This window comes from Paenibacillus sp. FSL H7-0357 (genome assembly GCF_000758525.1).
GTDB lineage: Bacteria > Bacillota > Bacilli > Paenibacillales > Paenibacillaceae > Paenibacillus_AQ.
Window position 1 is genome coordinate 1,499,837 of record NZ_CP009241.1, and the last position, 23,110, is coordinate 1,522,946.

The window sequence follows — 23,110 nt, forward strand, 5'->3', positions numbered from 1 at the left end:
CACGATAAAAAAAAGCAATGTTTTCATTATAGATCATTAGCCGGCAGGGTGCACGTCTCTGTAGATTTGCTTGACCAAAGGGTTTAGCGAACCGCAAGGCCGGGTAATAGTTGCCCAAATTGATTGCAGACTGAACATAACAAGCTTTGAAGCCAGTGTTCATATATTCTTTCAGGAGGTGACAGCCATGTCCGGCAAAAGAAAAGTCCACCACAGCCTTCTAGGGTGCTGTATGTTGATCCTGCTGACAGAAGGGTTGTCAGCCTGCACAGCTTCTTCCGAAACCAGTAATGCGGGGGAAACGCTGAAGAGTGCAGGGCCGCACCTCTCGGAAAACCCTGCAGAGAGCGCAGATCCATCCCTGGTTTCTCCGTCAAATAATACTGCGGATGGAAAATCGGGTCAGCAGGCAGAGGCGCAGGTCTCACCGGGTCCCGCTCCCTCTGCAGAACCAACCCCATTTACAGTATCCGAGGATCCTGCAACAACAGCTTCTGTAAAGTCCAAAGCATCCTTCCCCTATACAGCTCAAACAGTAGCAACGGGGCTGAATGTCCCTTGGGAAATGGCATTTGCTCCGGATGGGCGGATTTTTTTTACTGAACGGCCCGGCAGCCTGCGGGTGATTGAGAATGGTAAACTGAGAAAGGCTCCGCTGCTGGAGCTTCTTGCGCCGTTTGTCAGCAAGGGGGAGGGCGGTCTCTTGGGACTTGCGCTGGATCCGGCGTTTGAAAAAAGCGGGTATGCCTACGTCTACCATTCCTATCTCCATACAGACGGCGGAGTGCAGAACCGTGTACTGCGGCTCAAGATCAGCAGCGGCAAAGCGGAGATTAACAAGGTGATGCTGGATGGCATCCCTGGAGACATCAATCATAACGGCGGCAGGATTAAAGTAGGACCGGACGGATATCTGTACGTCACTGCCGGTGAACGATATAAGCCGGAGCTGGCACAGGATAAAGACAGTCTGGGCGGAAAAATCCTGCGAATCTCCCTTGACGGGTCCATCCCGCAGGATAACCCTTGGCCGGATTCTCCCGTCTACAGCTGGGGCCACCGCAACCCGCAAGGGTTGGCCTGGCAGCCGGACACTGGAGTGCTTTACAGCTCGGAGCATGGCCAGTCCAGCCATGATGAAATCAATATCATTGAGGCAGGCGCCAATTACGGCTGGCCGCTTATTGAGGGCGATGAAACCGCAGGCAAAGGTGAGGTGAGTCTGAGGCTTCCGCTCCTGCATAGCGGCAGCCAAACCTGGGCTCCGTCGGGAATGGCTTTTATTACACAGGGTCCATGGAGCGGCGAACTGCTGGTTGCCGGGCTGGCCGGAGAACAGCTGCTGTGGATTTCCCCGTCGTCCAGAGGGGGGAAGACTAAGGCAACAGCATTATTCCAGGAGAAATGGGGACGGCTCCGCAATGTGGCCGAGGGTCCGGATGGTACCTTATATGTAATGACGAATAACCGGGATGGCAGGGGCGAGCCCGGAAACAATGACGACAAGCTGATTGCCCTGAAGCCAAACTGGAAATGAGCCTAGTGCCGCTCCTCGTTTGATATCCCATCATGATAAAAAATCAGGCCCGCTCGTAGATTACTCTACTTGCGGGCCTGATTTATGTCTGGACTATAAGCCGGACATGCTCTGTTAGAGCGCATCCGTCAATTGGTTGATAAGCTCCTGCGGACTGCCGTCGTAGAGTCCGCCGTGGTAACAGAGGACGGACTGGATTAACCGTCCTTCCAGCTTGTGCAGGCTGCGCAGCGCCTGTGGCATGTCCGGTGTGGCCGACTCTGCCGGTCCGGTCAGCTGTCCGTCTACGACGAGCAGCTCATCGACTGCCAGCAGCAGCGCTTGTTCCTGCACATAAAGGCAGATATGCCCCGGCGTATGGCCGGGGGTATGAATAATTTCGATGCCGCCGCCCCACGGCAGCCGCTGGCCGTCATGCAGCTCCGTGAAGCTGCCGAGCTGTGCCAGCTGCTCCAGAAACGCATGGAACTGCTCCTGAAATGCCTGCGGCATCTGCGCGACCCGCTGCGGATTCATTTTCAGCATCGGCTGGCTGTTCGTGATTGCCGGAATATCGCCCGGATGGGCGAATAGCTCAACGCCGGGGAGCTTCTGCACGAGCAAAGGGAGATTGCCGATATGATCAATATCCTGATGAGTAAGGATGATGCGTTTAATGCTGGAAAGCTGTTCGCCCGCTTGCTCTATAGCTTGCAGCAGAGCATCATATTGGCCGAACATGCCGGTGTCTATGAGGGTCAAGTCCTCCCCATCTTTCAGCAGCACCGGATAAATCTTGGTAGGGCCCATTACGGGTGAGATCATGGGGACAGTCAGTACGATAACATTTGGGCCAATATTCATAGTTCAGCTCCGGGAATAGGATTCCCGGAATTCACCTCCATATAAGTTTTCTCAGTTAGCAATCGGCGTTCCGTTCGGGACCTTGCGGTCCGGAGCCAGCAGGATGACCTCGCCTTTCTCCGCATGCGTTGCGTAACCCGCCAATCGTATATCCATGAGCATGGTTTTGGTGCTGTTTCTGCTCGGCGGACTGTATGTTCTTTATTTGGCTCAAATCCCATGACCAGCACTGTACGCGGACTGCATAGCCCTTATTTGCCTGGAAAACAGGCTAACCCACCCATTTTCAATGAGATAGCGGCGCTGGTGTCCGTTCGAAGAGTCAGGAGTTCTTTTTGTACAAAATAACGTCTCCTGAGTCCGCGAGACAGTCTGAGCCGCTAGATGCTGATTGCTGGCTGACTTATGCTTTACTCCATTCGATTGACGCCGTATCCTATTCAAATAAGGATACAATTACAGGACTGCAGCAATCTGGACGAGCGATTCACACAGCTGAATAGCCATATGTACTGAAAGGCTTTTCTTGTACACCTGATTTGATGTAACATAATCTTAAAACATATGCTGTGGAAAGGCCAGGCTGGCAGTTGTAATTGGCAGGTTGCTAGAGAGGGGATTGGCCATGAATGGAAAGACGGTGCTTGTAACCGGAGGCAACTCCGGGATGGGATTGGCAACGACGATTGAAATGGCCCGCCAGGGAGCAACGGTGGTGATGGCCTGCCGCAGCCGCAAGCGCGGGGAAGAGGCGCTGGCGGAAGCCAAGCGGGAAAGCGGATCTGACCATATCACGCTGATGTTATGCGATTTGGCTTCGTTTCAGAGCATCCGCGGGTTTGCAGCGGAATTCAAGGCGAGCCACCTCATACTCGACGTATTGATTAACAATGCCGGTGTAGTGGCCGTTAGACGTGAGCTTACGGCGGACGGCTTCGAGCAGGACTTCGGGGTGAACCATTTGGGACACTTCTTGCTGACCCGTCTGCTGCTGGATCAGCTAAAGGCGGCAGAGCAAGGCAGGATCGTGGTCGTTGCTTCCGGGGCCTACAAGATCGGAAAGCTGTATTTGAATGATCATACTCTGTCGCGCGGTTTCAATCCGGCCAAGGCTTACGCGCGTTCCAAGCTGGCCAATATCCTTTTTACGAGAGAGCTGTCCAAGCGCCTGCAGGGCACGGAAGTTACGGTCAATGCTGTACATCCGGGTGCTGTGGGGACCAGTATCGGGGTTAACCGGGAGACAGGCTTTGGCCGCTCGGTGCTGAAGCTGTTATCCTATTTCTTCCTGACACCCGAGCAGGGGGCGGACACGGCAATCTATCTCGCGACGGCGCCGGAGCTGCTGGGAGTGACCGGACAATATTATTACCGCCGAAAGATCAAAGAGCTGTCACCGAGGGCACTGAATCAGGAAGATGCCGAACGTTTGTGGCAGTGGAGCCTGGAACAGACCGGAGCAGACAAGGGCTTACACAACTTTTAGGAGGATCTGAAGAATGGCTTGGCACAATTACAGCATTGAAGATGCAACACTAGAGAATTTAGGGGCAATTGTGGAGATTTATAATTCGACGGTAGCCGGACGGATGGTTACTGCTGACCTGGAGCCGGTTCGGGTGGAGGACCGCTTGCACTGGTTCCATGAGCATAACAGCCATCATCGCCCGCTGTGGGTACTGAAGCAGGACGGCGAGGTTGCCGCCTGGTTCAGCTTCCAGTCGTTCTATGGCCGTCCCGCCTATAATGGAACCGCAGAAGTCAGTGTATATGTAAGCGGGAAGTTCCGCGGCAGCGGTGCCGGGAGTATCCTGCTGACCAAGGCACTGGAAGAATGCCCGCGCCTTGGTCTTCAGAATTTAGTTGGTTTTGTATTCGGCCACAACGAGCCAAGCCTGGCTCTGCTGCGGAAATTTGGTTTTGAACAATGGGGACTGCTGCCTGGAGTTGCTGAAATGGACGGCATTCAACGTGATCTGGTCATTATCGGCCGCAAGCTGTAAGGAGCAGCGCACCATTGTTTGTGCAGTATGTGAAGGCTAACCTTTACTCTGGAGGAATTCCTTCAGGCCCGCAGCCTTCCGATTCAATCCAGGATTCCGACCATTCCTGCAGATCACGGATGACCGATTCCAGCGCCCGCCCTTTATCCGTCAAGGAGTATTGAATTCTTACGGGTGTCTCGGGAAATACTTCGCGGAGGACAATGCCTTCCAGCTCCAGTTCCTTAAGCCGTTCGGACAAGAGTCTGCCGCTGACGGGCAGAGAAGACTCGATAACACTGAAGCGCTGTGGTCCCTGAAGGAGCTGATAGATGATTAAGCCTGTCCAACGTCTGCCGATGATTTCCATGCTTTTCTGTAACTTTGGACACAAATCTAGGGATTTCATAAGGCTCACCTCTTACTGAACATTATAAACGAAAAGACCTATAACTAAAACAAATTTGAACTACATGCAATGCCCGAAAGGATGAGCTACATGGCCAAAAAAAAGAAAATAACCCCTGCTCCACGTCCCGCTGCATCGGATGCTCCGGCAACACTCCGGGATCTCCTCAGCAGTGATGTGCTTGACAAGCTGAAGGCGCAGTCCGATGCGCTCAAAGCCGAGGAGAATGACAAGAAAGAGGCAGCCCGCAAAGCGGTAGAGGATCAGCGGAAAGCCGAGCAGAAGCGGCTGGAGAATGATTTTGCCCATTTGCTGGAGAACAGCAAACAGGATTGGCATAAATTCAAGTAAACAAATAACCTATGAAGAGGGCGCCTGGGAGGGTGTCTTCTTTTTTTGCGTGCAGGGGAAATAGTCCTTTTGATGTATTTTTTACACAGGTGAGCCGCAGAATTCAGTAGATTCTGCGGTTTTTTTGCAGCCTGGCGGACAGGACTTCCAATATTAGGGTTGACAATCTGCAGCAGAGCCATATATTATTGGGTTTATCATTTAGAGAAGGGAGGCCGATGGGCCATGATTGGAACTATTGTACTGGAATTGTTGCCTTGCCACATTACAACCGCATATGAACCATCTGATCTCATCGCCTTCGTCCGGGAGACATGATGTGCCCTTGGCTCATCCTGTCGCATTCTTGCACACATGGGTAAGCTTTAAATTATGTTAGGTAATTTTGAAGCAATGATTAGCTCTTCAGGAGCCGTGGATCAGAACTGATCTGCGGCTTTTTTTGCGTACCTGAAACACTAAAGATTTCACGAACGGAAAGATAATTTAATTTAACTTATTAACGAACTTGAGAGGAATTGAAAATAACTTATGAATAGTAATTCACAACAAGCGGGCTTCGATGAGCCGCAATATAAACACCGGGTGGCTCTTCCGGGAGGCGACCTGAAGGTCTATGCCAGCGGGCAATTATTTGCCACACTGGACTATAAGGTTATGGAAATGGCGAACAACAACCTGCAAATCCCGAATATTGAATATATGAGCTATACACCGGATGTGCATGTAGGCGTCGGCACCTGCATCGGCACAACTGCGGTATGGGATGCGGCAGGAGGATATGTGTCGCCCTCTATCGTGGGCAGCGACATCGGCTGCGGAATGCGCGTGCATCTCACCAATCTGCACAAGGATGATCTGCGTGAGGTTAAGCTGCGGAGAAAGCTGGTCCGCGCCATCGAGAAATATTTGCCGATGGAGGCGCAGCAGCGGGGCCATTACAGCGATATCCGGCTGGAGAATGTGGTCCGCAAGGGGCTGCACGGGCTGCCGAACAAATATGTGCCCGACAGCTACACTCCGAAGAAATCAAGCGCGCTTTCCCATGTGGAGATCAGCAAGCTGGCGTTTGACGAGGAGATCCTGAATGAGCTGCCCGATATGGCCTGGCACCGCGGACACCGCCAGCTGGGTACCCTTGGAGGAGGCAATCATTTCGTCGAGATTCAGGCGATTGAGATTGCGGAGGAACAGCGGGAGGTGGCGGAAGCCTGGGGGCTGCAGGACGGGCAGGTTGCCGTGATGATCCATTCCGGCTCACGGGCCTGGGGCGGCATGGTCAACCAGTTCTGCACCCCGGCCTTCGCCAAGGTGATGGGGCAGCTAGGACTTGGCAGCGCCGATCCGCGCCTGATCTTTGCCCCGCTGGAACATCCGCAAGGCCAGCGTTATGTTAATCTGATGTACTCCGCCTTGAACTACGCTGTCGTGAACCGGCATCTGATCGCCTACGGTGTCCGCGAAGCGTTCCGTGAGGTGTTCGGCACGAAATGTGAGCTGCGCACCCTGTATGACCTGATGCACAATTATGCCTGGAAGGAAGAGACCTCTTCGGGGACCAAATTTGTGCACCGCAAGGGGGCTACCCGTGCCTTGCCGGCTCAGCATCCGGACAATCCGCGGCCTTATGCCGCGACCGGTCACCCGGCGCTGATTCCCGGCTCAATGGGCACCGCCTCTTATATCATGGTCGGCCAGCCCGGCGGAGAAGAGAACTTTTATTCCATCTGCCACGGTGCAGGGCGGATCCGTTCACGCACGGCAACGAAACGGCTGGTGTCTGTTCATGAATTTTCCCAGTCGCTAAAGGTAGGCAAAGAAGATGAGATTGTAGTAAACCAGCATTCCCTGGAATCTATCATTGACGAATCTCCCCAAGCCTATAAGAATGTAGATGAGATCATAGAAAGCGTTACGGGCGCCGGCCTGGCTGCCGTTGTGGCCAAGTGCAAGCCGCTCGCAGCGATAAAGGGGACCAAATAGGATGGAGCAGGAGTGCAAGAAACAGGCTGTGATTTACGAATACGATGGAGGCACGAGTGGCATGATCAAAGGGTACGACGTCTACGCCCGCCTAGTAGACGGTATCCTTGAAGCTCTTTATGCCCGCTATGGTGTCCGCTATGAGCTGTACGCCAGCGACGACCCCAACAGTGAGTATTGGAAGCTGCTGGAGAATGATGTGCAGTCCGGCAACCCCGGAGTAGAGCATGTGGCGCGGATATTTGACCGGCTGGAGGACCGTACCTTTGTCTACGACGATGACAAGGAGCAGCCGGAATATAATATTCACCTGTCGATCCGCAACAATGTGCTGGCTTATCCTGCAATGGGCGTGGCGCTGGCACGCGTGCCCGTATTTCAGGAGAACGGCATTAACTTTCAGGATTTTGTATTTGCCGCCTCCGACGCGCAGCTGCAGGCTTTCCTGAGCAATGTGCGCACGCGGCAGCGGGAGCAGAATATCAATAAGGTGACGGTGTTCACCGATCGGCGCAACGGTATTTTCCGGGAAGATGAGCCAATCACCCGTTCTGTCGGACGGGAGGAAGTGGTGCTGGATGTCGCGATCAAAAAGGAAATCTACCGCTCGCTCGACCAGTTTTTCGATTCTGACCGCAGCTTCTATGTGACCTATGACATCCCTTATAAACGGGGGATTCTGCTCTACGGGCATCCGGGAAACGGCAAGACGACGCTCGTCAAGTCCATCGCCGGAAGTGTGCCCGGACCGGTGATCTATTGGCAGATCACCGAATATACAAGCAGCGAGTCGGTAGGCGAGGTGTTTGAAGCCGCAGCCCGGCTGGCACCGATGGTGCTGGTGATTGAGGATATCGACTCTATGCCGCAGGAGGTCAGATCCTTTTTCCTGAATACTTTGGACGGGGCGACCTCTAAGGAAGGTATCTTTCTGATCGGCACGACCAACTATCCGGAAAAGATAGATCCCGGACTGATGAACCGCGCCGGACGTTTTGACCGGGCCTATGAGATCAAAATGCCGAATGAGGAGCTAAGGCTGGAGTATTTGCGGCTGCGCGGCTTCTCCACCTTTGCCGGTGATGAGGGAGTTGACCTGGCCGCACGCTTGACCGGAGATTTCTCCCTGACCCAGCTTGGCGAGCTGTATGTCAGTGCGGCACTGGAATGGCATGAGAACGGCAGAGCCGATGTGGAGGCGCTTGTCCGCGGAATGCGCGGGGAGCTGGACAAAGGACGCAAGCGCGAATGGATGAAGGACGGCTCGTCCACGATTGGATTTTACTGATTTTATTTGGCAAAGAAGCCCGGGTCCTGGAGACACCGGGCTATCTTTTTGTATTTGCGTTTCATTATCTTGGTTAGGGCACCCGTCTGCCTACCGAAAGATTGTACGCGGTATTTTTTGCATCGATGGACCGGGTTATCGTGATTGATTCATCTTGGATGAATATCTGATTGGCCTTTTGCTCCTCACCTGTTTAATCAGCAAAAATTATTATCCTGACCATGTAACTTTTTCCAATCTTATACGTGGTTAGAGTAAGGGGGGAGGGAATGAAGCCAAATTCGCTGGATGATCTTTATGAGAGTTATGTTCAGGATATTTACCGCTATTTGCGCTCCCTCTGTCATGATCACCATGTGGCCGAAGATTTAATGCAGGAGACTTTTTACCGGGCTTATCTGTACCTGGAGAATTGCCGTGAAGACACCATCAAGCCGTGGCTGTTCCGCGTTGCCTATAATGCTTTTGTGGATTACAAGCGGAAAGAGAGCCGGAGTGTCACCAAAGAAGCGGGTTATTTCAATGAGCTGGCCCATCCGGATACGACCGAAGGCACCCTGCTGCGGCAGGAACGTCTGGAAGAGATGGCCCTGTCTGTAGACAGCCTGCCGGAGGGGCAGCGCCACGCGCTGCTGTTGTACGATTTTCACGGAATGTCTTACAAGGAAGCGGCGGAGATCATGGATGTGGGGCTGTCTCAATATAAAATATTGTTATTCCGCGCCAGACAGCGGCTGCGGGAGGCAGAGCGGAGGAGGAGCAGGCATGAGTGAGGAGTTCAAGGAGAAGCTGCGGAAGTACAGCGAGGGGACGCTGCCGGAAGAGGAACGGACTGAACTGGAGCAAGAGCTGGAGAAGCTGGAGGCCTATCAGGTCTATGTGGATGAGCTGATGGAACGGGAAGACCACATGTCTGAACATCAGGAGGTAGATCTCTCCGACGGCAAGAGCAAGGGTAAGGGAAAAAGAAAGAGGAAATCTGCGTCCGGCAGGGAAAAGGGCATTATACGCCGCGGCAAATGGAGGGCGCGAATAGCCAATACGTTTACTGTACTGGCGGCATTTCTGGCATTTTGGATCATCAGCGGTATCATCACTGCAGTGTTCTATAGTACCGGTGGCCGGGGGGAGACTTACAGTGATGTAGTATCTTCAGCGGTAGCTGTCTCCCGCCCGAATACGATTGTCCATTTGAGCAGCAACACGAAGTTCTTTTTCAGAATGGAAATGTCAGGTAAGCTGCTGAAGCAAATCGGCGGGGAAACGGTGGATGTGGGAAGCTACTCCACTCCGTTTCTGCTGGGGCTGGGCGGTGTAGGCAAGTTCTCCTGGACGGATGAACGGAGTGGCGGGAATTATTACTTTCAATACCCGGAAACAGGGAAGAACTCAGGCAGTCTGCGCAGCGACGGGGTGGAGTGGCGGATGCTGGAGAAGCTTCACGAGGGCACCGTGGCTGAAGCTTATCTGTCTTTAGACCGGTTATACACAACGGATGAGCTGCTGAAGAAGCTGGAGCCATTGAATCTGCTGCCTGTGTGGTTCGCTGCAGATGCCGGTCAATTCTCGCGTGAACGCTTTGCCGGCACTCCCCTTGGATTTCCTTATACACCGCTGTGGCATGCCGATGACATGAAGGTAACAAAGATCTCGGAAGAGAAATCGGGCTGGTTCAGCAAGGTGACTTCAAGCAGTTCGGTCTCTCCACCTGTTGAATCCTACGGGGACGGCGCTTTGCGTGAGGAGAACTTCATGGATACCTTGCGGCTAATGCAGCAGCATAAAAAAATATCAAACAACGTAGCCCCATTCATTAATCTGGATGAATCCATAAGTTATCTCGGGGAGCACGGCGTTAAGCTGTATGGAGTTGTTGTTACGGGTCCGGTAAAGGAGCTCCTGAAGCTCCGGGAGGATACATGGATCAGCAATATCCGGATTGGGGAAGTTCGGCTGTGGAACTGGCGGGAATAGGGAACTGAACTATAGAGGTAATCATGCATTTTGGACTCGATCGCTTAAGGGAAACAACCGGTTTACTTGCTTCTCCCACGCGCAAATCGTACAATTAGCAGAATATTAATGATTATGGCTGCTTGCGATACTTGCGCGGGCAATATGGGGATTAGGAGCTGAAGCTGATGAAAATAGGAGTTGTATCGGATACGCATATGTCACGGAATGCGAAGTCGCTGCCGCAGGCGCTTGTGGCGGAATTCCGCCATGTTGACCAGATTCTGCATCTCGGCGATTGGGTGGCGCTGGAGATCTATGAAATGCTGTCGCAGCTCGCGACGGTCGAGGGAATTGCCGGCAATAATGATGGAGCCGAGATTATTCAGCGGTTCGGAGAGCGCAAGATCATTACGCTGGAAGGTGTGCGTATCGGGATGATCCACGGACATGCCCCGTATTCGCGCAAAGGTACGGACGGGAATGCACTGCTCGCTTTTGAAGGCGATGAGGTGGACTGCATTCTATTCGGTCATTCTCATCAGCCGCTGATGCGCAGGGAAAACGGTATTCTGCTGTTTAATCCCGGATCACCGACCGACAAGCGGCGGGAGAAGCAGTATTCATTCGGGCTGCTGGACATCGAAGACGGCATAATCAGTGCCCGGCATGTCTTCTATGACTCCAGGGACTAAGTAAGGAAATAGGAAGCATTGTCCAAACTAAAATGCATTCTCTCCATGTTCACCTGGCAGCTGAACTTTTAAAATAATGTATACATCTTATTATTGGCTGTTGCCGGAAAGTTGGAATGATGATGCCGGAGTATCGTTTGGAACGTGCTGGCCTTGAAGACCTTGAACAGATTGCTCTGCTGTTTGATGAATATCGCGTGTATTATGGCCAGGTTTCCGATCTTCAAGGAGTCCAGTTTTTCCTGAAAGCCAGACTGGAGGCGGATGAGTCCGCAATTTGGATGGCTGTAACGGGGAACGGCGCTAATAAGGAGGCCGGAGGGTTTGCCCAGCTCTATCCATCCTTCTCCTCGGTGAGCATGCAGCGGCTCTGGATACTGAATGATCTGTATGTGGCCGCGGAGCTGCGCGGACAGGGTTTGGGCTCCTTACTGCTGGACGGTGCCCGGGAGTTCGCTTTGAGCACTGGAAGCAAAGGGCTGACCTTGACTACGATGACAGATAATACTACTGCGCAGCGTCTATACGTTGCGAAAGGCTATGTCCGGGATGATGAGTTCTACACTTATAATCTATTTTTGAATACCAAGCAGGAATAGTAAGGGGCGTTAATGTGGATAACAGCAATAAACTGGCGGTTTTTTTTGATTTGGATGATACTTTGTACGATCATTTGGTGCCTTTCCGGGAAGCGGTACGCGAGGTTTTGGCCCCGGATGAGGACAGTCTGGACTATGCGGAGCTATTTTATAAAGTGAGGCATCACAGTGACCAGCTCTGGCCAAAGTATTTGCGGGGCGAGCTTGAGCTGGAGGAGACACGGGTGCAGCGTCTGGAGCTGGCTTTTGCCGAATACGGGATGGACCTTAGCCGGGAGCAGGCAGCCCAAGTTCAGGCGTCCTACATTGGCCGGCAGTATTCCATTCAGTTCATAGACGGTGTAGAAGAGCAGCTGCGGCGGTTCATCGCTCTTGGGCACAAGGTGGGGATTATCACCAATGGCCCGAAGGCTCACCAGATGAGCAAGCTGCGCGGACTTGGCATCGACAAGCTGATTTCGGAAGAGATGATCTTCATCTCGGATGCCGTTGGGCTGGCCAAGCCGGACCCGGAGATCTTTGCCCATGTTAACCGCGTGAGCGGAACAACAGCGGAGAACTCGCTGTATGTCGGAGATACCTGGAACAATGATGTAGTTGGCGCGCTTGCAGCAGGCTGGAAAGTATGCTGGTACAATCCGCGCGGCAGACAGCCGGGAACCGGTCATAGCCCAAGCTTCACCTTTGCCAGTTACCAAGAATTCAGCGAGCTTCCGCTGATCTGAGGAGTAAGCGATACGGAATACAAAATAAGCGGCGGAGCCTCAGCTCCGCCGCTTATTCGTTCTATGGTTCCGAAAGACAAGGGTATATAGGCTTCGGATTATGAATGCCCCTTATCTTCTTCTTCTTAGTTACTCCGCAAAGCTATACGTTGGATCCGTGAGCTGCAGTCTCTCTCTAATGCCTGAAGTGGCATAGATTTTGTTGTCATCGGTAATGAAGAAGGCTTCCACGTCCTCCGGCAGAGCTTCAAGGTAGGCCATGCCTTCCTCAAGCCCCATCAGGAATACGCCGGTGGACAAGGCATCCGCATCCGTTGCGTTCGGGCTCATAATCGTAATGCTCTTTAAGCCGTTCTGGGAAGGGAATCCTGTACGCGGGTCAAGTATATGGTGATAGCGAATATTATCCTGCATGAAGTAACGCTCATAAACGCCGGAAGCATCGATGACCTCATTGGAAATCTTGATAGTGCCCAGCTGTGTGCCGCGGGTCTTATCGGGGTCCTGCAGGCCGATGTTCCACTGCGATCCATTCGGCTTGTTGCCGAGGGCAATGATGCTGCTGCCGCCGAGGTTGATCATCGCACTGTCCAGACCTTGCTCCTTCAAATAATCGGCGATCCGGTCAGCGGCATAACCTTTGCCGATTCCGCCCATATCGAGCACCATGCCTTCTTTAGCCAGCTTCACGGTCTTCGCGGCTTCATCAACAATAATGTCCTTGTAATTGGTCAGGCTCTTGGCTTGTTCGATATCTGCTTGCGGAGGAACCTGCTCGCCGCCGTTGCCGATTTTCCACAGATCCACCAGCGGCCCAATCGTCGGATCGAACAGCCCGTCCATCTCTTCGGCATATTTAATCGAAAGCTTGACGATGTCCAGAGTTTCGTCTGAGACAGTAACAGCTTCCTTACCTGCTGCCTGGTTGACCGCGTAGATTTCTCCATTTTCCTTAGTGCGGCTGAACTCTATATCCATCCGTTCCAGCATGGCCTGAATGTCGTCCATATTTTTCTGCTCGGCATGATCGCCGAAGACCTTAATGTTAACGACCGTATCATAAATGTAAAAAGTCTGCTCAAGGGATTTCGTTCCGCCTTGTTCCGAAACTTTTGCACCGCCTGAGGTATCGGAGGTACTGGCAGCGTCTTTATCCTTGTTGCCTGTAAGCATCCAGATGCCGGCAACGGCAACGATAATGATGACGAGAGCGACCAGAATTATCGCCGTTTTTTTGTTTTTAAACATATTCCACCATCCATAAAAGTAGTTTCTTGAACTCATCTTTACTATCATACCCCAGAAAGAATGGCAATGGATACTAATTTCATGACATTTTGCGGATTAAGAAGATCGGAAGAAGCAGTCCGCAGAAACAGCAGAAACACCCGCTTCCCGAAAGGGCAGGCAGGTGTTTCTGCTGTTGTCCATTATGAAGTTTGTGTGGAGAGCGTTAGTCCAGCATATATTCGCTGTATTTATTCTTGCGGGGATTGAGTACAAAGAGGATGCCGCTGATATAGCCTGAAACCGCATTGAAGTTGCGCTTCAGAGTTGATTTGCCGGCCAAATAAGTCAGCGTCCACAGCAGGGCAACGTAGTTCTTCACCGGGGCTTTGCGCAGATTGAGCAGGTAATAATGGTTCACCGCGGTTGCACGGGCGACGCGTCCCGCTTTATCACGGGAGCTTGGGGATTCATGATGGGTAATCTTCATATCCGGGTTGATTACAAGCTTGCCGTATTTGCTGGCCAGATGGCACATATAAATATCATCAGCCACGGCATAGCTGGTCATCCAGGGGTAAGGTTTCATATCCCTCAACGCCTCACGTTTGAAAGACATATTGCAGCCGTGGAAGAAATCCGTTTCAAAGGTATCCTCCGTTTCTCCCCAGAGCAGCAGTGAGCCTGCCAGCGTGCTGGCCGACAGTCTGCCGGGCGAAGCCGACATTTGGCAGGTAAGCACGCCGAGCAGCTTGCCGGATTTGCTGCTGGAGAGGCCTTTGGCGATGCCGCCTACTCCGACAATCGCCGGATCGGCCGCATAGGTGTCCAGCATCCGGCGGATATACAGCGGATCATCCAGCTCGGCGTCATCATCGAAGCTGAGCACAATGTCTCCGTCGATCAGGTTCAGCGCTTCGTAACGGGAGAGCCAGACGCCAGGTTTGGTTTTGCGGTAATAACGCAGCTCAGCACTTGGCATCTGCGCCAGCACCTTGCGCAAATAGTCCAGGACATTCTCCTCAATATCGCCATCATCAACAATCAATAGCTCGATCGAGACGTCTTCCAGCTCTGTCTGCCTGCCGATGGATTCAATACACAGCGTAAGATCGCTGATCCGGTTGCGCGTGGGAATTACTATAGACACATCATGCATGCCGCTGGCTCCTTCTGGGACGCCTATCGTCCGCTAGTAATAGTAGTAATGATGTAAAGCACCGAAAGTACGTGTTGATCTAATTTTACTCCCCCATAAGTAGGGCGTATATACCACTTTCGTTTACTTTTATTTAGCATTTGTGTTTTTTGGTTTTTAACTATATAATTGTAAGTGACGTATTATTTGTTAATGGTAATATCAATGTATTCACAATCCCATTAGGAGGAATTCAATGTGAGAATAGATATATGGTCCGATTACGCCTGTCCGTTCTGTTATATCGGCAAAAGACGGCTTGAACACGCGCTGAGCCAATTTCCTGACCGCGACAAGGTGGAAGTGGTGTACCGCAGCTTTCAGCTGGATCCGAATGCCCGTGCAGATGCAAGCAGGGATATTCATGATCAGCTGGCCGCCAAATACGGCATGACCCGCGAGAAGGCCAAAGCGATGAACGAACAGCTGGCGGAGCAAGCCAGAGGTGTCGGCCTGGAGTTCAACTTCGATACGGTGGTGCATACCAATACCTTCGACAGCCACCGGTTGAGCCATTATGCCGCTGCTCAAGGAAAGGCAGCGGCAATGACCGAGCGGCTGCTGCGCGCTTATTTTACCGATACGGTTAATATTGGAGAGCGCAGTGTTCTGGTTTCGCTGGCCGGCGAGGTTGGACTGGACGCTGCCGAAACCGCAGCGATGCTGGAAAGCGATGCCTACGCGGCTGAAGTGAATGAAGATATTGAAGAAGGGCAACGCCTGAACATTACCGGCGTCCCCTTCTTCGTATTCAACAATAAATATGCGGTATCCGGTGCACAGCCCGGCCCGGTATTTTCCGAGGTGCTGGAGACAGTATGGGCGGAGGAGAAGAGCGCTCCGGTACTGCAGGTTGTCGGCAAACCACAGTCACAAGCACCGGATGCCGAAGGCTGCGATGACGGTTCTTGCAGCATCTGATTGAGCTCGTTAGGGTCCATATAACCCCATAGTTAGTCAATGCACAAAGAAACCTCTCCCTTGCGTGATCAAGGGAGAGGTTTCTTGATTATCTATGATTTTATTATCTTAATGAAGTCACAAGGCTCGAAAGTAATGTCCGAACATCATACTGGTACTGATTGATTGGCTCAACCGGACGGTTGATGCCGAGCAGGGTGTAGACGGCGATTCTGGCCGCTCTGACGGAATATTCCTCGGTGAACACCACATCGTCTGGAATTTCGCAATATTGACCGACGAATGCGAGGTTGGTAGAGCCCTCTGGCACGACCAGTGGTCTGTCGCTGCCGAGTCTCGGCATGAACTGGGAAGTAATATACGGCATCATGCACGGGATACAGTTGGCGGTTGCCATAATCTCAGCTTTATGCTCTTCAAAGTGCAGATGTCCGATCAGCTCTTCCATGATTTCTGCCCCGGTACAGTCGCTCATTTTCTTCTTGACGAAATCGCCTACCTTGTCAGGATACAGCCCATAGCCCCAGAATACCGTAACATGCTCAGGCTGATCGCGGAAATGCGGCTGGAACGCCAGCACTACGGACATGAACCAGCTCGAATCCTTGAAGGTGACGAGTGCGCCGGTGCCGGCCCGGTTGCGTGTGAATTTCTCCATCAGATCAAAGAATTTGGAGTCTTCGAACGTAACGGTGAACGATTCCCACTTGGAGCCGTCGACATGATCGTCGAAGGAAGATGGATTGCCGAGGCCAGGTTTTTTGGCGGCAATGTTCTCCCAGAGCTTCCACGAGCTGCCTTTGCCGTTGAGACGCGGTGCGGTGCTCATCGAACCGAGGCTGGAGCCTTCGGTCATGGAGCCGTTAGTGACGATAACCAGATCGCCATCTTTCACTTCAATGACATCTTCCACGCCTTGACGCAGCACGTTCATCTTCGTGACGGTGATGCCGTCGCCGTCTTTGAACTGTAGGTCAGTTACTGTACATTTCAGCGTAAAGTCTACACCGAACGGCTCCAGATATTTGTGCAGCGGAAGGATGATCGAATCGTATTGATTATAAGGTGTGCGGGTGACACCTTCGAGCGTTTGAATTCTTGGGAATTCGTGAATAAAGCGCAGCATGTATCTTTTGAACTCAATGGCGCTGTGCCAAGGCTGGAAGGCGAAGGTGGTCGCCCACATATACCAGAAATTCGTCTCGAAAAAGTGCGGAGCGAACCAGTCGTTAATCCGGGCCTTGCCCATCTTTTCCTCTGGTGTAATAATCAGCTTGCCCATTGCCAGCCGGTCGGCCATATCGAACCCCATCGACAATACGTCTTCAACTTCACCCTTGCTGTTCACCAGTCTGGCGTTGGAATGGGTAGGGTTGGCGTCGTCGAATTCGGTAATTTCTTCCCGGACGGACTTTCCCGGATGGTCGATCGAAGGGATGGTGTTGAGAAGCTCCCATAAATTCTCATAGGCTTCATCGTTGAGCATCCGTCCGCCGCGAATGACATATCCATGCTCTACACTGCCTGCGCCGTCATTGCTGCCGCCGAGGATCTTCATCTCTTCAATAATGTGGATGTTCTTTCCCGGAAAATCGCAGTCTCTGACGAGGTATGCCGCACCCGCAAGGGATGCAATCCCGCCTCCGACAAAATAAACCTGTTGGTTACCGTACTCTCTTTTCACTGAATACTCGCCTCCATAGGGTTGCTGATTGCTGTTGCTAACCCTAATGTAACCCTAGGCCGGTCCAGAAGGTATAATCAAAACCGCCAGAGTGTATGGATTTTGGTCACTTTAGGCAAAGTGTATAGTTTTTTTACAGTAATTAACAAGGTTCTACAGGGAAGGAAGGTGATCTGAGCGGGTCGCCAAAGGCAATATGCCAATGCAGGTGCTTGGAATCCTGATAATTGCCTAAGTTCGTGAGAACTCTGCAAGCTCCGTGCTCTTGCGTTACCATGGCGGCGACCTGCTTGATAACGCCAATTAACTCAAGAAATAATTCAGTGTCCTCTTCTTCAAGGGTGAGAAGTGAGGAGATATGCTTTTTGGGGATAGCTACAATATGCACGGGATAAAAAGGTTTCGTATGATAATAGGCTAGCACATTTTCTGTCTCCAGCACTTTATGTACCTGGGTTTTGCCGTTCAATACCTCATCGCAATAAAAGTCCTCTGTCATGGTGGCCTCCTGATTTTTGCATATTTTTCACTTCAAAGTCTTAAATTCCGCATCGTTTCTGCTATTCTTGCCCAATAGATTGCCAACTGGATCCAATTAGCCAAGTGGAAACGGCTTTGCCGTCCTCAAAAGGACGGTATCCGTTTCAGCGAGAAATAGAAGGATAAGTTATCGTGTGAAACATATAAATTCTGGCGTAATATATAATCCTTGTAGAAAAGGAAAATCCCCAGCGACTATCGAAGAAAGAAGCACCTGACAAAGAGCTTCAATCGTACCTACCCTACCACAGGAGGTTGAAGTCGCATGGGGAAATCCCTACACATTCAAGGCTTAAAGGGAACCAAGTTCAGTCAACAACTACGGGGTGTTAACCTGGAGCAGGTCCTCATCGTTGCTATCGATGCGGCCAAACTCCACCAAAAAGCCCTGATCTGCAATTATTTCGGCGACATCCTTGCAAAACCCTTTTTCTTTTCCGTCAATCAATCCGGCATGCAGACTCTATACCATGCCATCGAACAAGCGGTGGCCTCCACTGGGGCCGTACGCCTGTTTTTAGGAATTGAAGCTACTGGCCATTACTATGAAGATATCGTTAGAGAAATGGCCAAGCAAGGCTACCTCGTCCAGATTCTCAACGCGTATACGACTTTCGAAGAGCGGGCAAGTGCGCTGAACTGGTGTAAAACCGATGACCTCGATCTAGTCGCTATCGCTCATGCGCTGAAGAGCAATAAAGCCACCGAGTTTCGTTTGGCCGAGGGCCTTCAACGGCAGTTGCATGTTCTCACCCGGGCCAGACGCTCGGAGATCCGCAAACGCTCCACTCTGCGGATGGAAATCCGAACACTCATGGACATCGTTTGGCGCGAATTTCAGGGCTATGCCGACCATCAGAATGGGCGGGCTCGGAAAATCAAGGTGTTTAGCAACTTTTGGGGAAAGGCCTCCCTTTTCTTCATGGAGCACTATCCACATCCTGCTGCGATTTGTAAGCTGGGGGAAACGGGACTCCGGAGGTTGTCCATCCAGCATAACCTGAAGCTTCGAGTCGCTGCGATTCGCAAGCTCCTTCTGGTGGCTGCGGAGTCGCTCTCATCTGACGAACAAACGCTTCGTCCCGAACTCCTTCTGCTGCGAATGAAGCTGCAGGATCTTCGCGCCTTTGACGCTAAGATCGATACGCTTGAGCAGGAGATCGAAGCCCTTTTGCTTCAGACCGACGGGCGGGTTTTACTTACCGTTCCAGGCCTTGGCGTTTCCACTGCAGCCGAGCTCTACGCTGAGATTGGCGATGTGTCCCATTACACTCATGCCGGACAGTTGATTAAGAAAGCAGGAACGAATCCCGTCGTTAAGCAAACGGGCGGAAGTGCCGGATCTTATGGAAAAATTTCCAAGCAAGGGAACTCTCATTTGCGCTATGTTGCCTACTTAGCCGGTCGAAGCCTCTGCCTGCATAACCCGGATCTCAAACCGTTTTACGAGCGGTTAAAGAGCCGCGGGAAGCATCCTCGCTCCATTTTTGTAGCTATGGGGAATAAGATGCTGAAAATTGCATTTGCGATGCTACGTGACAAGAAGCCCTTTCTCTCCACCAAGCCCTCTTGTCCGTTTGCCAAGGAGATCAATAAGAAGCTCCGTTTTAGCTGTTTCATTACGCTGGATGTTGCCTGAACAAGCCTGAAATGACTGAACCGGTGGGTCTGGGACTGAGGGAAGATCGGATTAAATTCTAGAGGCCCAGACCTCGTAAATAAGCCTTATCCACCTCGTCCTGTTAATGCGAATTGTACGTTAGATCTCGATCTGCACTCAGCCAGATTGCATAACAGGATTGAACACGAGGCTATTTCCTTTCAAGTTCGAGACCTTCCGGTTCTGTCCATCGCTCTTCGTCAGTTGCTAACTATTTTTTGGAAAACAAAGAGTTAGGTGTGTTTGAGTTGCTTTTATAGTCAGTTTTAGCTTGTTGACATAGTACGCTTATATTTCCAAAAAAGCTGCGCACCCTAAGGTAACGACAGCTTCTTCTCGTATTTATGCAGCGCCTTCAGAAAATTCCCTTCAATCAGCACACTGAGCTGCTCAATCATATGCTTCGGCTGATCCTTCATCCCGTCGCGCATCCACTGAATGATGAGTCCGGTAAAGGCGAGAGTGTAGAAGTTGGCGATGAACCGCTTGTCTTCGGCACTAACCTCCATTCCGCTTGACAGCTCCTGAATGACGCCCATAACCAGGCCGTTGGTCACGTCGTACAGATAAGCATCAAGGTGGGATCTGCCGAGAGAATCCAGCGTATTGCAGCAGAAGGTTCTATTGCTCTCAATATAACAAAAGATTCTGTAGAACCCGTCCGTCCATGTGTTGTAGCTCCGGTACTCAGCAATGCTCTCTACCGCCTCTGTCTTGTAAATCCAGCCCAGCAGCTCAAAAATATCCTGAAAATGATAGTAGAACGTCTGCCTGTTCAGCCCGCAATCGTCGACAAGATGCTTTACCGAGATTTTATTGAGCGGGGTGTGCTCCATTAAGTGCTTTAACGACTGGGCCAGCGCTTTTTTGGTCAAATAGGAAGTGGACATGGCAATATCACCTCATCATTTGTTCGGATTATTCAATTGTTTCGCCTGTGGACCCCGTGGATCTAAGGTTTCCGCAGCTTCCTGGTCAGCAGATAACTGCCTTCGACGATAAGACCCAGAACGAAGCCGCCCGCTGTAAACACGATCAAAGACAGAAATCCCGCAAGATCCTCCCAGCCGGACATGTCCTGGTAAGTGTATTGATACATGGTGCCCAGTCCGAAAACAATGCCAATGGTGCTGATCAGCCATACCAGCTTGGCGCCAAACCACCCGAAGCTGTGCAGAATTCCGGAGACTACAAGGGCGAGCGCCGCAAAACGGGCAAAGACCGGAAGGTCGAAGTTTTCCCCGAGCAGCAGAAACCGGTGCAGAGCCAGCAGCAGCCAGAGAATCAAGGTATAAATCAGGTACCAGACGAACCAGCGATTGCTTTTGGCGGGAGGCAGGAACTTTAACATGGCTTCACCTCACTGTGATATTAGACCTTCTCCAGTTCCTCAGCGCTTCTAAGCAGAAACTCGAGCAGCTCCGGCAGATCGTCCATTTGCTCTTCATTAATTTGTCTCTTGAATGCGAGAGAGACGCAGCAGGTGTATAGGCCGCTATTGCTGCCGAAGGGGAAGCTTAGCGATTGCACGGGAGTAAGCTCCGGGCCCCAAATCCCGGTGAGAATCTGTTCGATAGCAGAGCATTGGGTGGGGATATCCCCGATTTCCAAATGAAAACGCAGCAGTAGATTACAGCCGGGAACGGAATCCGGGACTTCCAGTATTTCATCACTGAGATCCTTCACCGACGAGTGGAGAACCAGTTCACTTGTTACCTTGCTGCTGCCGGCCAGCTTGAAGGAGAGGGTGAATTCCCTGGACATCAACGCCAGGTCCAGCAGATCGGAACGGTTCGTGACTACCAGAATTCCATCCAGATTATCATAGTCATAGATCTGATTCTCTAAGGAAACCTTAATATTCTCAAAGACAGTAGGGTGGAACACTGAAAGCACCTTCTTGATTTTCTCTACATTGTACCATGTGGGGAATGAGAGTGAAAATTCACAAAACACAGTTGACAAGTAGGCATTATGAGAATAAGATGATTACCACATTATGTGAGGTTTTTGGTTAAATTTTAAATATTTACAATAAGCTAGAATAGCCATTGAAAGGGCTGCAGTCCTTTGAGTGTCAGCTGATACTCATGGCCGATTATATAGCCGACTATACACATTTATATAGTTGTATATTATGGGTTGATTTTACGACAGAGGGTTGTGCACTTATGAATTTGGATTGGGATTTTATACTGGAGAGCTTGCCGCTTTACGGGGATGCGATGTGGCTGACAGTGAAGCTGGCATTCTGGGCGATTCTGTTCTCCACTGTTCTGGGACTGCTGTTCAGCATTATTTTGTATTACAAGGTGCGGGGGCTCCGGATGGTGATTCATGCCTACGTCGAGCTGTCGAGAAATACGCCTCTGCTGGTCCAGCTGTTCTTTCTCTATTATGGCTTGCCCAAGGTAGGCCTTCGCCTGAGCGAAGTGACCTGTGCCATTGTCGGCCTGACCTTTTTGGGCGGCAGCTATATGACCGAGGCGTTCCGCAGCGGAATTGAAGCGGTAAGCCGAACGCAGCTGGAATCCGGGCTCAGCATCGGGCTATCCAAATTTCAGCTCGCCAGGTATGTGATTTTTCCGCAGGCGTTTGCAATCAGCATTCCTTCTCTGGGAGCCAACGTGATATTTTTGCTGAAGGAAACCTCGATTGTCGGCGCCATTGCTTTAATGGACCTGATGAATGTGGCGAAGGATCTGATCGGCATGCATTACAAAACAGCGGAATCCCTGTCGCTTCTGGTGTTGTCCTATCTTGTCCTTGTGCTTCCACTGTCGCTGGTCCTGACATGGCTGGAAAGGAAGGTAAGATATGCAGAATTCGGGGATTGAGGTGCTGTTTGAAGGATCGAATTTTGAGCGGCTGCTGGGCGGTCTGCTGGTCACGATAGAGATTTCGTTCATTTCCATTGCAATTGCAATGGTGCTTGGCATTGTGATGGGGCTCTTGAGAACCCTGAATTCGAAACCGCTAAGATTTGTCCTGCGGCTCTATCTGGAGGCCTTCAGAATCATTCCGATTCTGGTCTGGCTCTACGTGGTACATTTTAGTTTTACTCCCCTGCTCGATATCGATATCAGCGGAGAGGCTACCTCTATCCTGGTATTTAGTTTATGGGGAGCAGCCGAAATCGGAGATATCGTACGCGGGGCATTGGAATCGATGCCAAAACATCAGGACGAATCCGGCAAAGCGCTGGGCCTCAGCAAAGGGCAGCTGTACCGGTATATTCTGATTCCGCAAGCGGTCCGCAGAATGGTGCCGGGTTCGATCAATCTGGCCACACGCATGGTAAAAACTACCTCGCTTGTTGTGCTGATCGGAGTGATCGAGGTGGTGAAGATCGGACAGCAGATTATTGAGCTTGGCGTGATCAAGGCGCCGAATGCTTCCTTTTGGGTCTACGGCTTTATATTCATTCTTTATTTCGCCGTATGTTTTCCGTTGTCCAGGATTTCCAAGAGAATAGAGCGCAGATGGCAAAATTAGCATTCAGGAAGGAAGAAGGG

The 23,110-nt window shown here is 51.4% G+C and carries 24 protein-coding genes; 15 read left to right on the forward strand and 9 right to left on the reverse strand.

Translation table 11 applies throughout. The annotated features are described in order from the left end of the window. Positions 1-187: 187 nt before the first annotated feature. Positions 188-1,537 (forward strand): PQQ-dependent sugar dehydrogenase, encoded by a 1,350-nt coding sequence (locus H70357_RS06670; RefSeq protein WP_231578385.1) that lies wholly within the window; start codon positions 188-190, stop codon positions 1,535-1,537. 114 nt (positions 1,538-1,651) lie between these two features. Here H70357_RS06670 and H70357_RS06675 read toward each other — a convergent pair whose 3' ends face one another. Beyond that, positions 1,652-2,380: an MBL fold metallo-hydrolase gene (locus tag H70357_RS06675; RefSeq protein ID WP_038587181.1), complete on the reverse strand. Its 729-nt coding sequence runs from the start codon at positions 2,378-2,380 to the stop codon at positions 1,652-1,654. 625 nt (positions 2,381-3,005) lie between these two features. Between H70357_RS06675 and H70357_RS06680 the strand changes: the two genes are divergently transcribed. Continuing rightward, complete coding sequence (locus H70357_RS06680) at positions 3,006-3,866, forward strand: SDR family oxidoreductase (protein ID WP_038587183.1); 861 nt, start codon at positions 3,006-3,008, stop codon at positions 3,864-3,866. 13 nt (positions 3,867-3,879) lie between these two features. After that, a complete protein-coding gene (locus tag H70357_RS06685; protein WP_038587185.1) occupies positions 3,880-4,383 on the forward strand; it encodes a GNAT family N-acetyltransferase in 504 nt (167 codons plus the stop codon). A 43-nt stretch (positions 4,384-4,426) separates the two neighbouring features. On the opposite strand, the gene H70357_RS06690 is transcribed toward H70357_RS06685, so the two are convergent. Further along, positions 4,427-4,771, reverse strand: coding sequence for a winged helix-turn-helix transcriptional regulator (locus H70357_RS06690; protein ID WP_038587187.1), 345 nt, complete (start codon positions 4,769-4,771; stop codon positions 4,427-4,429). Positions 4,772-4,861: 90 nt separating this feature from the next. Between H70357_RS06690 and H70357_RS06695 the strand changes: the two genes are divergently transcribed. From H70357_RS06695 to H70357_RS06730, 8 genes are all read left to right on the forward strand, one after another. After that, a complete protein-coding gene (locus H70357_RS06695) occupies positions 4,862-5,122 on the forward strand; it encodes a YqkE family protein (RefSeq protein ID WP_038587188.1) in 261 nt (86 codons plus the stop codon). A 531-nt stretch (positions 5,123-5,653) separates the two neighbouring features. After that, positions 5,654-7,105 carry an RtcB family protein gene (locus H70357_RS06700; RefSeq protein WP_038587190.1) on the forward strand — a complete coding sequence of 484 codons (1,452 nt, stop codon included), beginning with the start codon at positions 5,654-5,656 and terminating at the stop codon, positions 7,103-7,105. Between the two features lies 1 nt (position 7,106). Then, complete coding sequence (locus H70357_RS06705) at positions 7,107-8,393, forward strand: AAA family ATPase (RefSeq protein ID WP_038587192.1); 1,287 nt, start codon at positions 7,107-7,109, stop codon at positions 8,391-8,393. 269 nt (positions 8,394-8,662) lie between these two features. Continuing rightward, a complete protein-coding gene (locus tag H70357_RS06710; RefSeq protein WP_038587195.1) occupies positions 8,663-9,166 on the forward strand; it encodes a sigma-70 family RNA polymerase sigma factor in 504 nt (167 codons plus the stop codon). Next, complete coding sequence (locus tag H70357_RS06715; protein ID WP_038587198.1) at positions 9,159-10,367, forward strand: anti-sigma factor; 1,209 nt, start codon at positions 9,159-9,161, stop codon at positions 10,365-10,367. Before H70357_RS06710 ends, H70357_RS06715 begins: the two co-directional genes overlap by 8 nt. Before the next feature lie 167 nt (positions 10,368-10,534). Further along, positions 10,535-11,041, forward strand: coding sequence for a metallophosphoesterase family protein (locus H70357_RS06720; RefSeq protein WP_038587201.1), 507 nt, complete (start codon positions 10,535-10,537; stop codon positions 11,039-11,041). A 116-nt stretch (positions 11,042-11,157) separates the two neighbouring features. Beyond that, positions 11,158-11,640 carry a GNAT family N-acetyltransferase gene (locus tag H70357_RS06725; protein ID WP_231578386.1) on the forward strand — a complete coding sequence of 161 codons (483 nt, stop codon included), beginning with the start codon at positions 11,158-11,160 and terminating at the stop codon, positions 11,638-11,640. Between the two features lie 14 nt (positions 11,641-11,654). Beyond that, positions 11,655-12,365: an HAD family hydrolase gene (locus tag H70357_RS06730; protein WP_038587204.1), complete on the forward strand. Its 711-nt coding sequence runs from the start codon at positions 11,655-11,657 to the stop codon at positions 12,363-12,365. A 129-nt stretch (positions 12,366-12,494) separates the two neighbouring features. On the opposite strand, the gene H70357_RS06735 is transcribed toward H70357_RS06730, so the two are convergent. Together H70357_RS06735 and H70357_RS06740 are read right to left on the reverse strand one after the other, a co-directional pair. Next, a complete protein-coding gene (locus tag H70357_RS06735; protein WP_038587207.1) occupies positions 12,495-13,613 on the reverse strand; it encodes an FAD:protein FMN transferase in 1,119 nt (372 codons plus the stop codon). 205 nt (positions 13,614-13,818) lie between these two features. Further along, positions 13,819-14,751 carry a glycosyltransferase family 2 protein gene (locus H70357_RS06740; protein WP_038587210.1) on the reverse strand — a complete coding sequence of 311 codons (933 nt, stop codon included), beginning with the start codon at positions 14,749-14,751 and terminating at the stop codon, positions 13,819-13,821. Positions 14,752-14,988: 237 nt separating this feature from the next. Between H70357_RS06740 and H70357_RS06745 the strand changes: the two genes are divergently transcribed. Continuing rightward, entirely contained in the window at positions 14,989-15,711 is a 723-nt protein-coding gene (locus H70357_RS06745; protein ID WP_038587213.1) for a DsbA family oxidoreductase, read from the forward strand. A 103-nt stretch (positions 15,712-15,814) separates the two neighbouring features. Here the strand turns inward: H70357_RS06745 and H70357_RS06750 are convergent, their stop codons facing one another. Both H70357_RS06750 and H70357_RS06755 read right to left on the reverse strand, forming a co-directional pair. Beyond that, complete coding sequence (locus tag H70357_RS06750; protein WP_038587216.1) at positions 15,815-17,395, reverse strand: oleate hydratase; 1,581 nt, start codon at positions 17,393-17,395, stop codon at positions 15,815-15,817. Positions 17,396-17,537: 142 nt separating this feature from the next. Continuing rightward, positions 17,538-17,894 (reverse strand): HIT domain-containing protein, encoded by a 357-nt coding sequence (locus H70357_RS06755; RefSeq protein ID WP_038587218.1) that lies wholly within the window; start codon positions 17,892-17,894, stop codon positions 17,538-17,540. A 306-nt stretch (positions 17,895-18,200) separates the two neighbouring features. Here H70357_RS06755 and H70357_RS06760 point away from each other — a divergent pair, with 306 nt between their 5' ends. Then, complete coding sequence (locus tag H70357_RS06760) at positions 18,201-19,574, forward strand: IS110 family RNA-guided transposase (RefSeq protein ID WP_038584560.1); 1,374 nt, start codon at positions 18,201-18,203, stop codon at positions 19,572-19,574. A gap of 335 nt (positions 19,575-19,909) precedes the next feature. On the opposite strand, the gene dhaS is transcribed toward H70357_RS06760, so the two are convergent. From dhaS to H70357_RS06775, 3 genes are all read right to left on the reverse strand, one after another. Beyond that, positions 19,910-20,485, reverse strand: coding sequence for a dihydroxyacetone kinase transcriptional activator DhaS (dhaS, locus tag H70357_RS06765; protein ID WP_038587220.1), 576 nt, complete (start codon positions 20,483-20,485; stop codon positions 19,910-19,912). 62 nt (positions 20,486-20,547) lie between these two features. Further along, complete coding sequence (locus H70357_RS06770; protein ID WP_038587222.1) at positions 20,548-20,946, reverse strand: hypothetical protein; 399 nt, start codon at positions 20,944-20,946, stop codon at positions 20,548-20,550. A 20-nt stretch (positions 20,947-20,966) separates the two neighbouring features. Beyond that, on the reverse strand, positions 20,967-21,482 hold the full coding sequence (locus tag H70357_RS06775; protein ID WP_038587224.1) for a hypothetical protein: 516 nt from the start codon (positions 21,480-21,482) through the stop codon (positions 20,967-20,969). Between the two features lie 284 nt (positions 21,483-21,766). Between H70357_RS06775 and H70357_RS06780 the strand changes: the two genes are divergently transcribed. Both H70357_RS06780 and H70357_RS06785 read left to right on the forward strand, forming a co-directional pair. After that, on the forward strand, positions 21,767-22,432 hold the full coding sequence (locus tag H70357_RS06780; protein ID WP_038587225.1) for an amino acid ABC transporter permease: 666 nt from the start codon (positions 21,767-21,769) through the stop codon (positions 22,430-22,432). Next, positions 22,413-23,090 (forward strand): amino acid ABC transporter permease, encoded by a 678-nt coding sequence (locus H70357_RS06785; RefSeq protein WP_038587228.1) that lies wholly within the window; start codon positions 22,413-22,415, stop codon positions 23,088-23,090. The genes H70357_RS06780 and H70357_RS06785 overlap by 20 nt, the downstream gene beginning before the upstream one ends. Positions 23,091-23,110 lie beyond the last annotated feature (20 nt).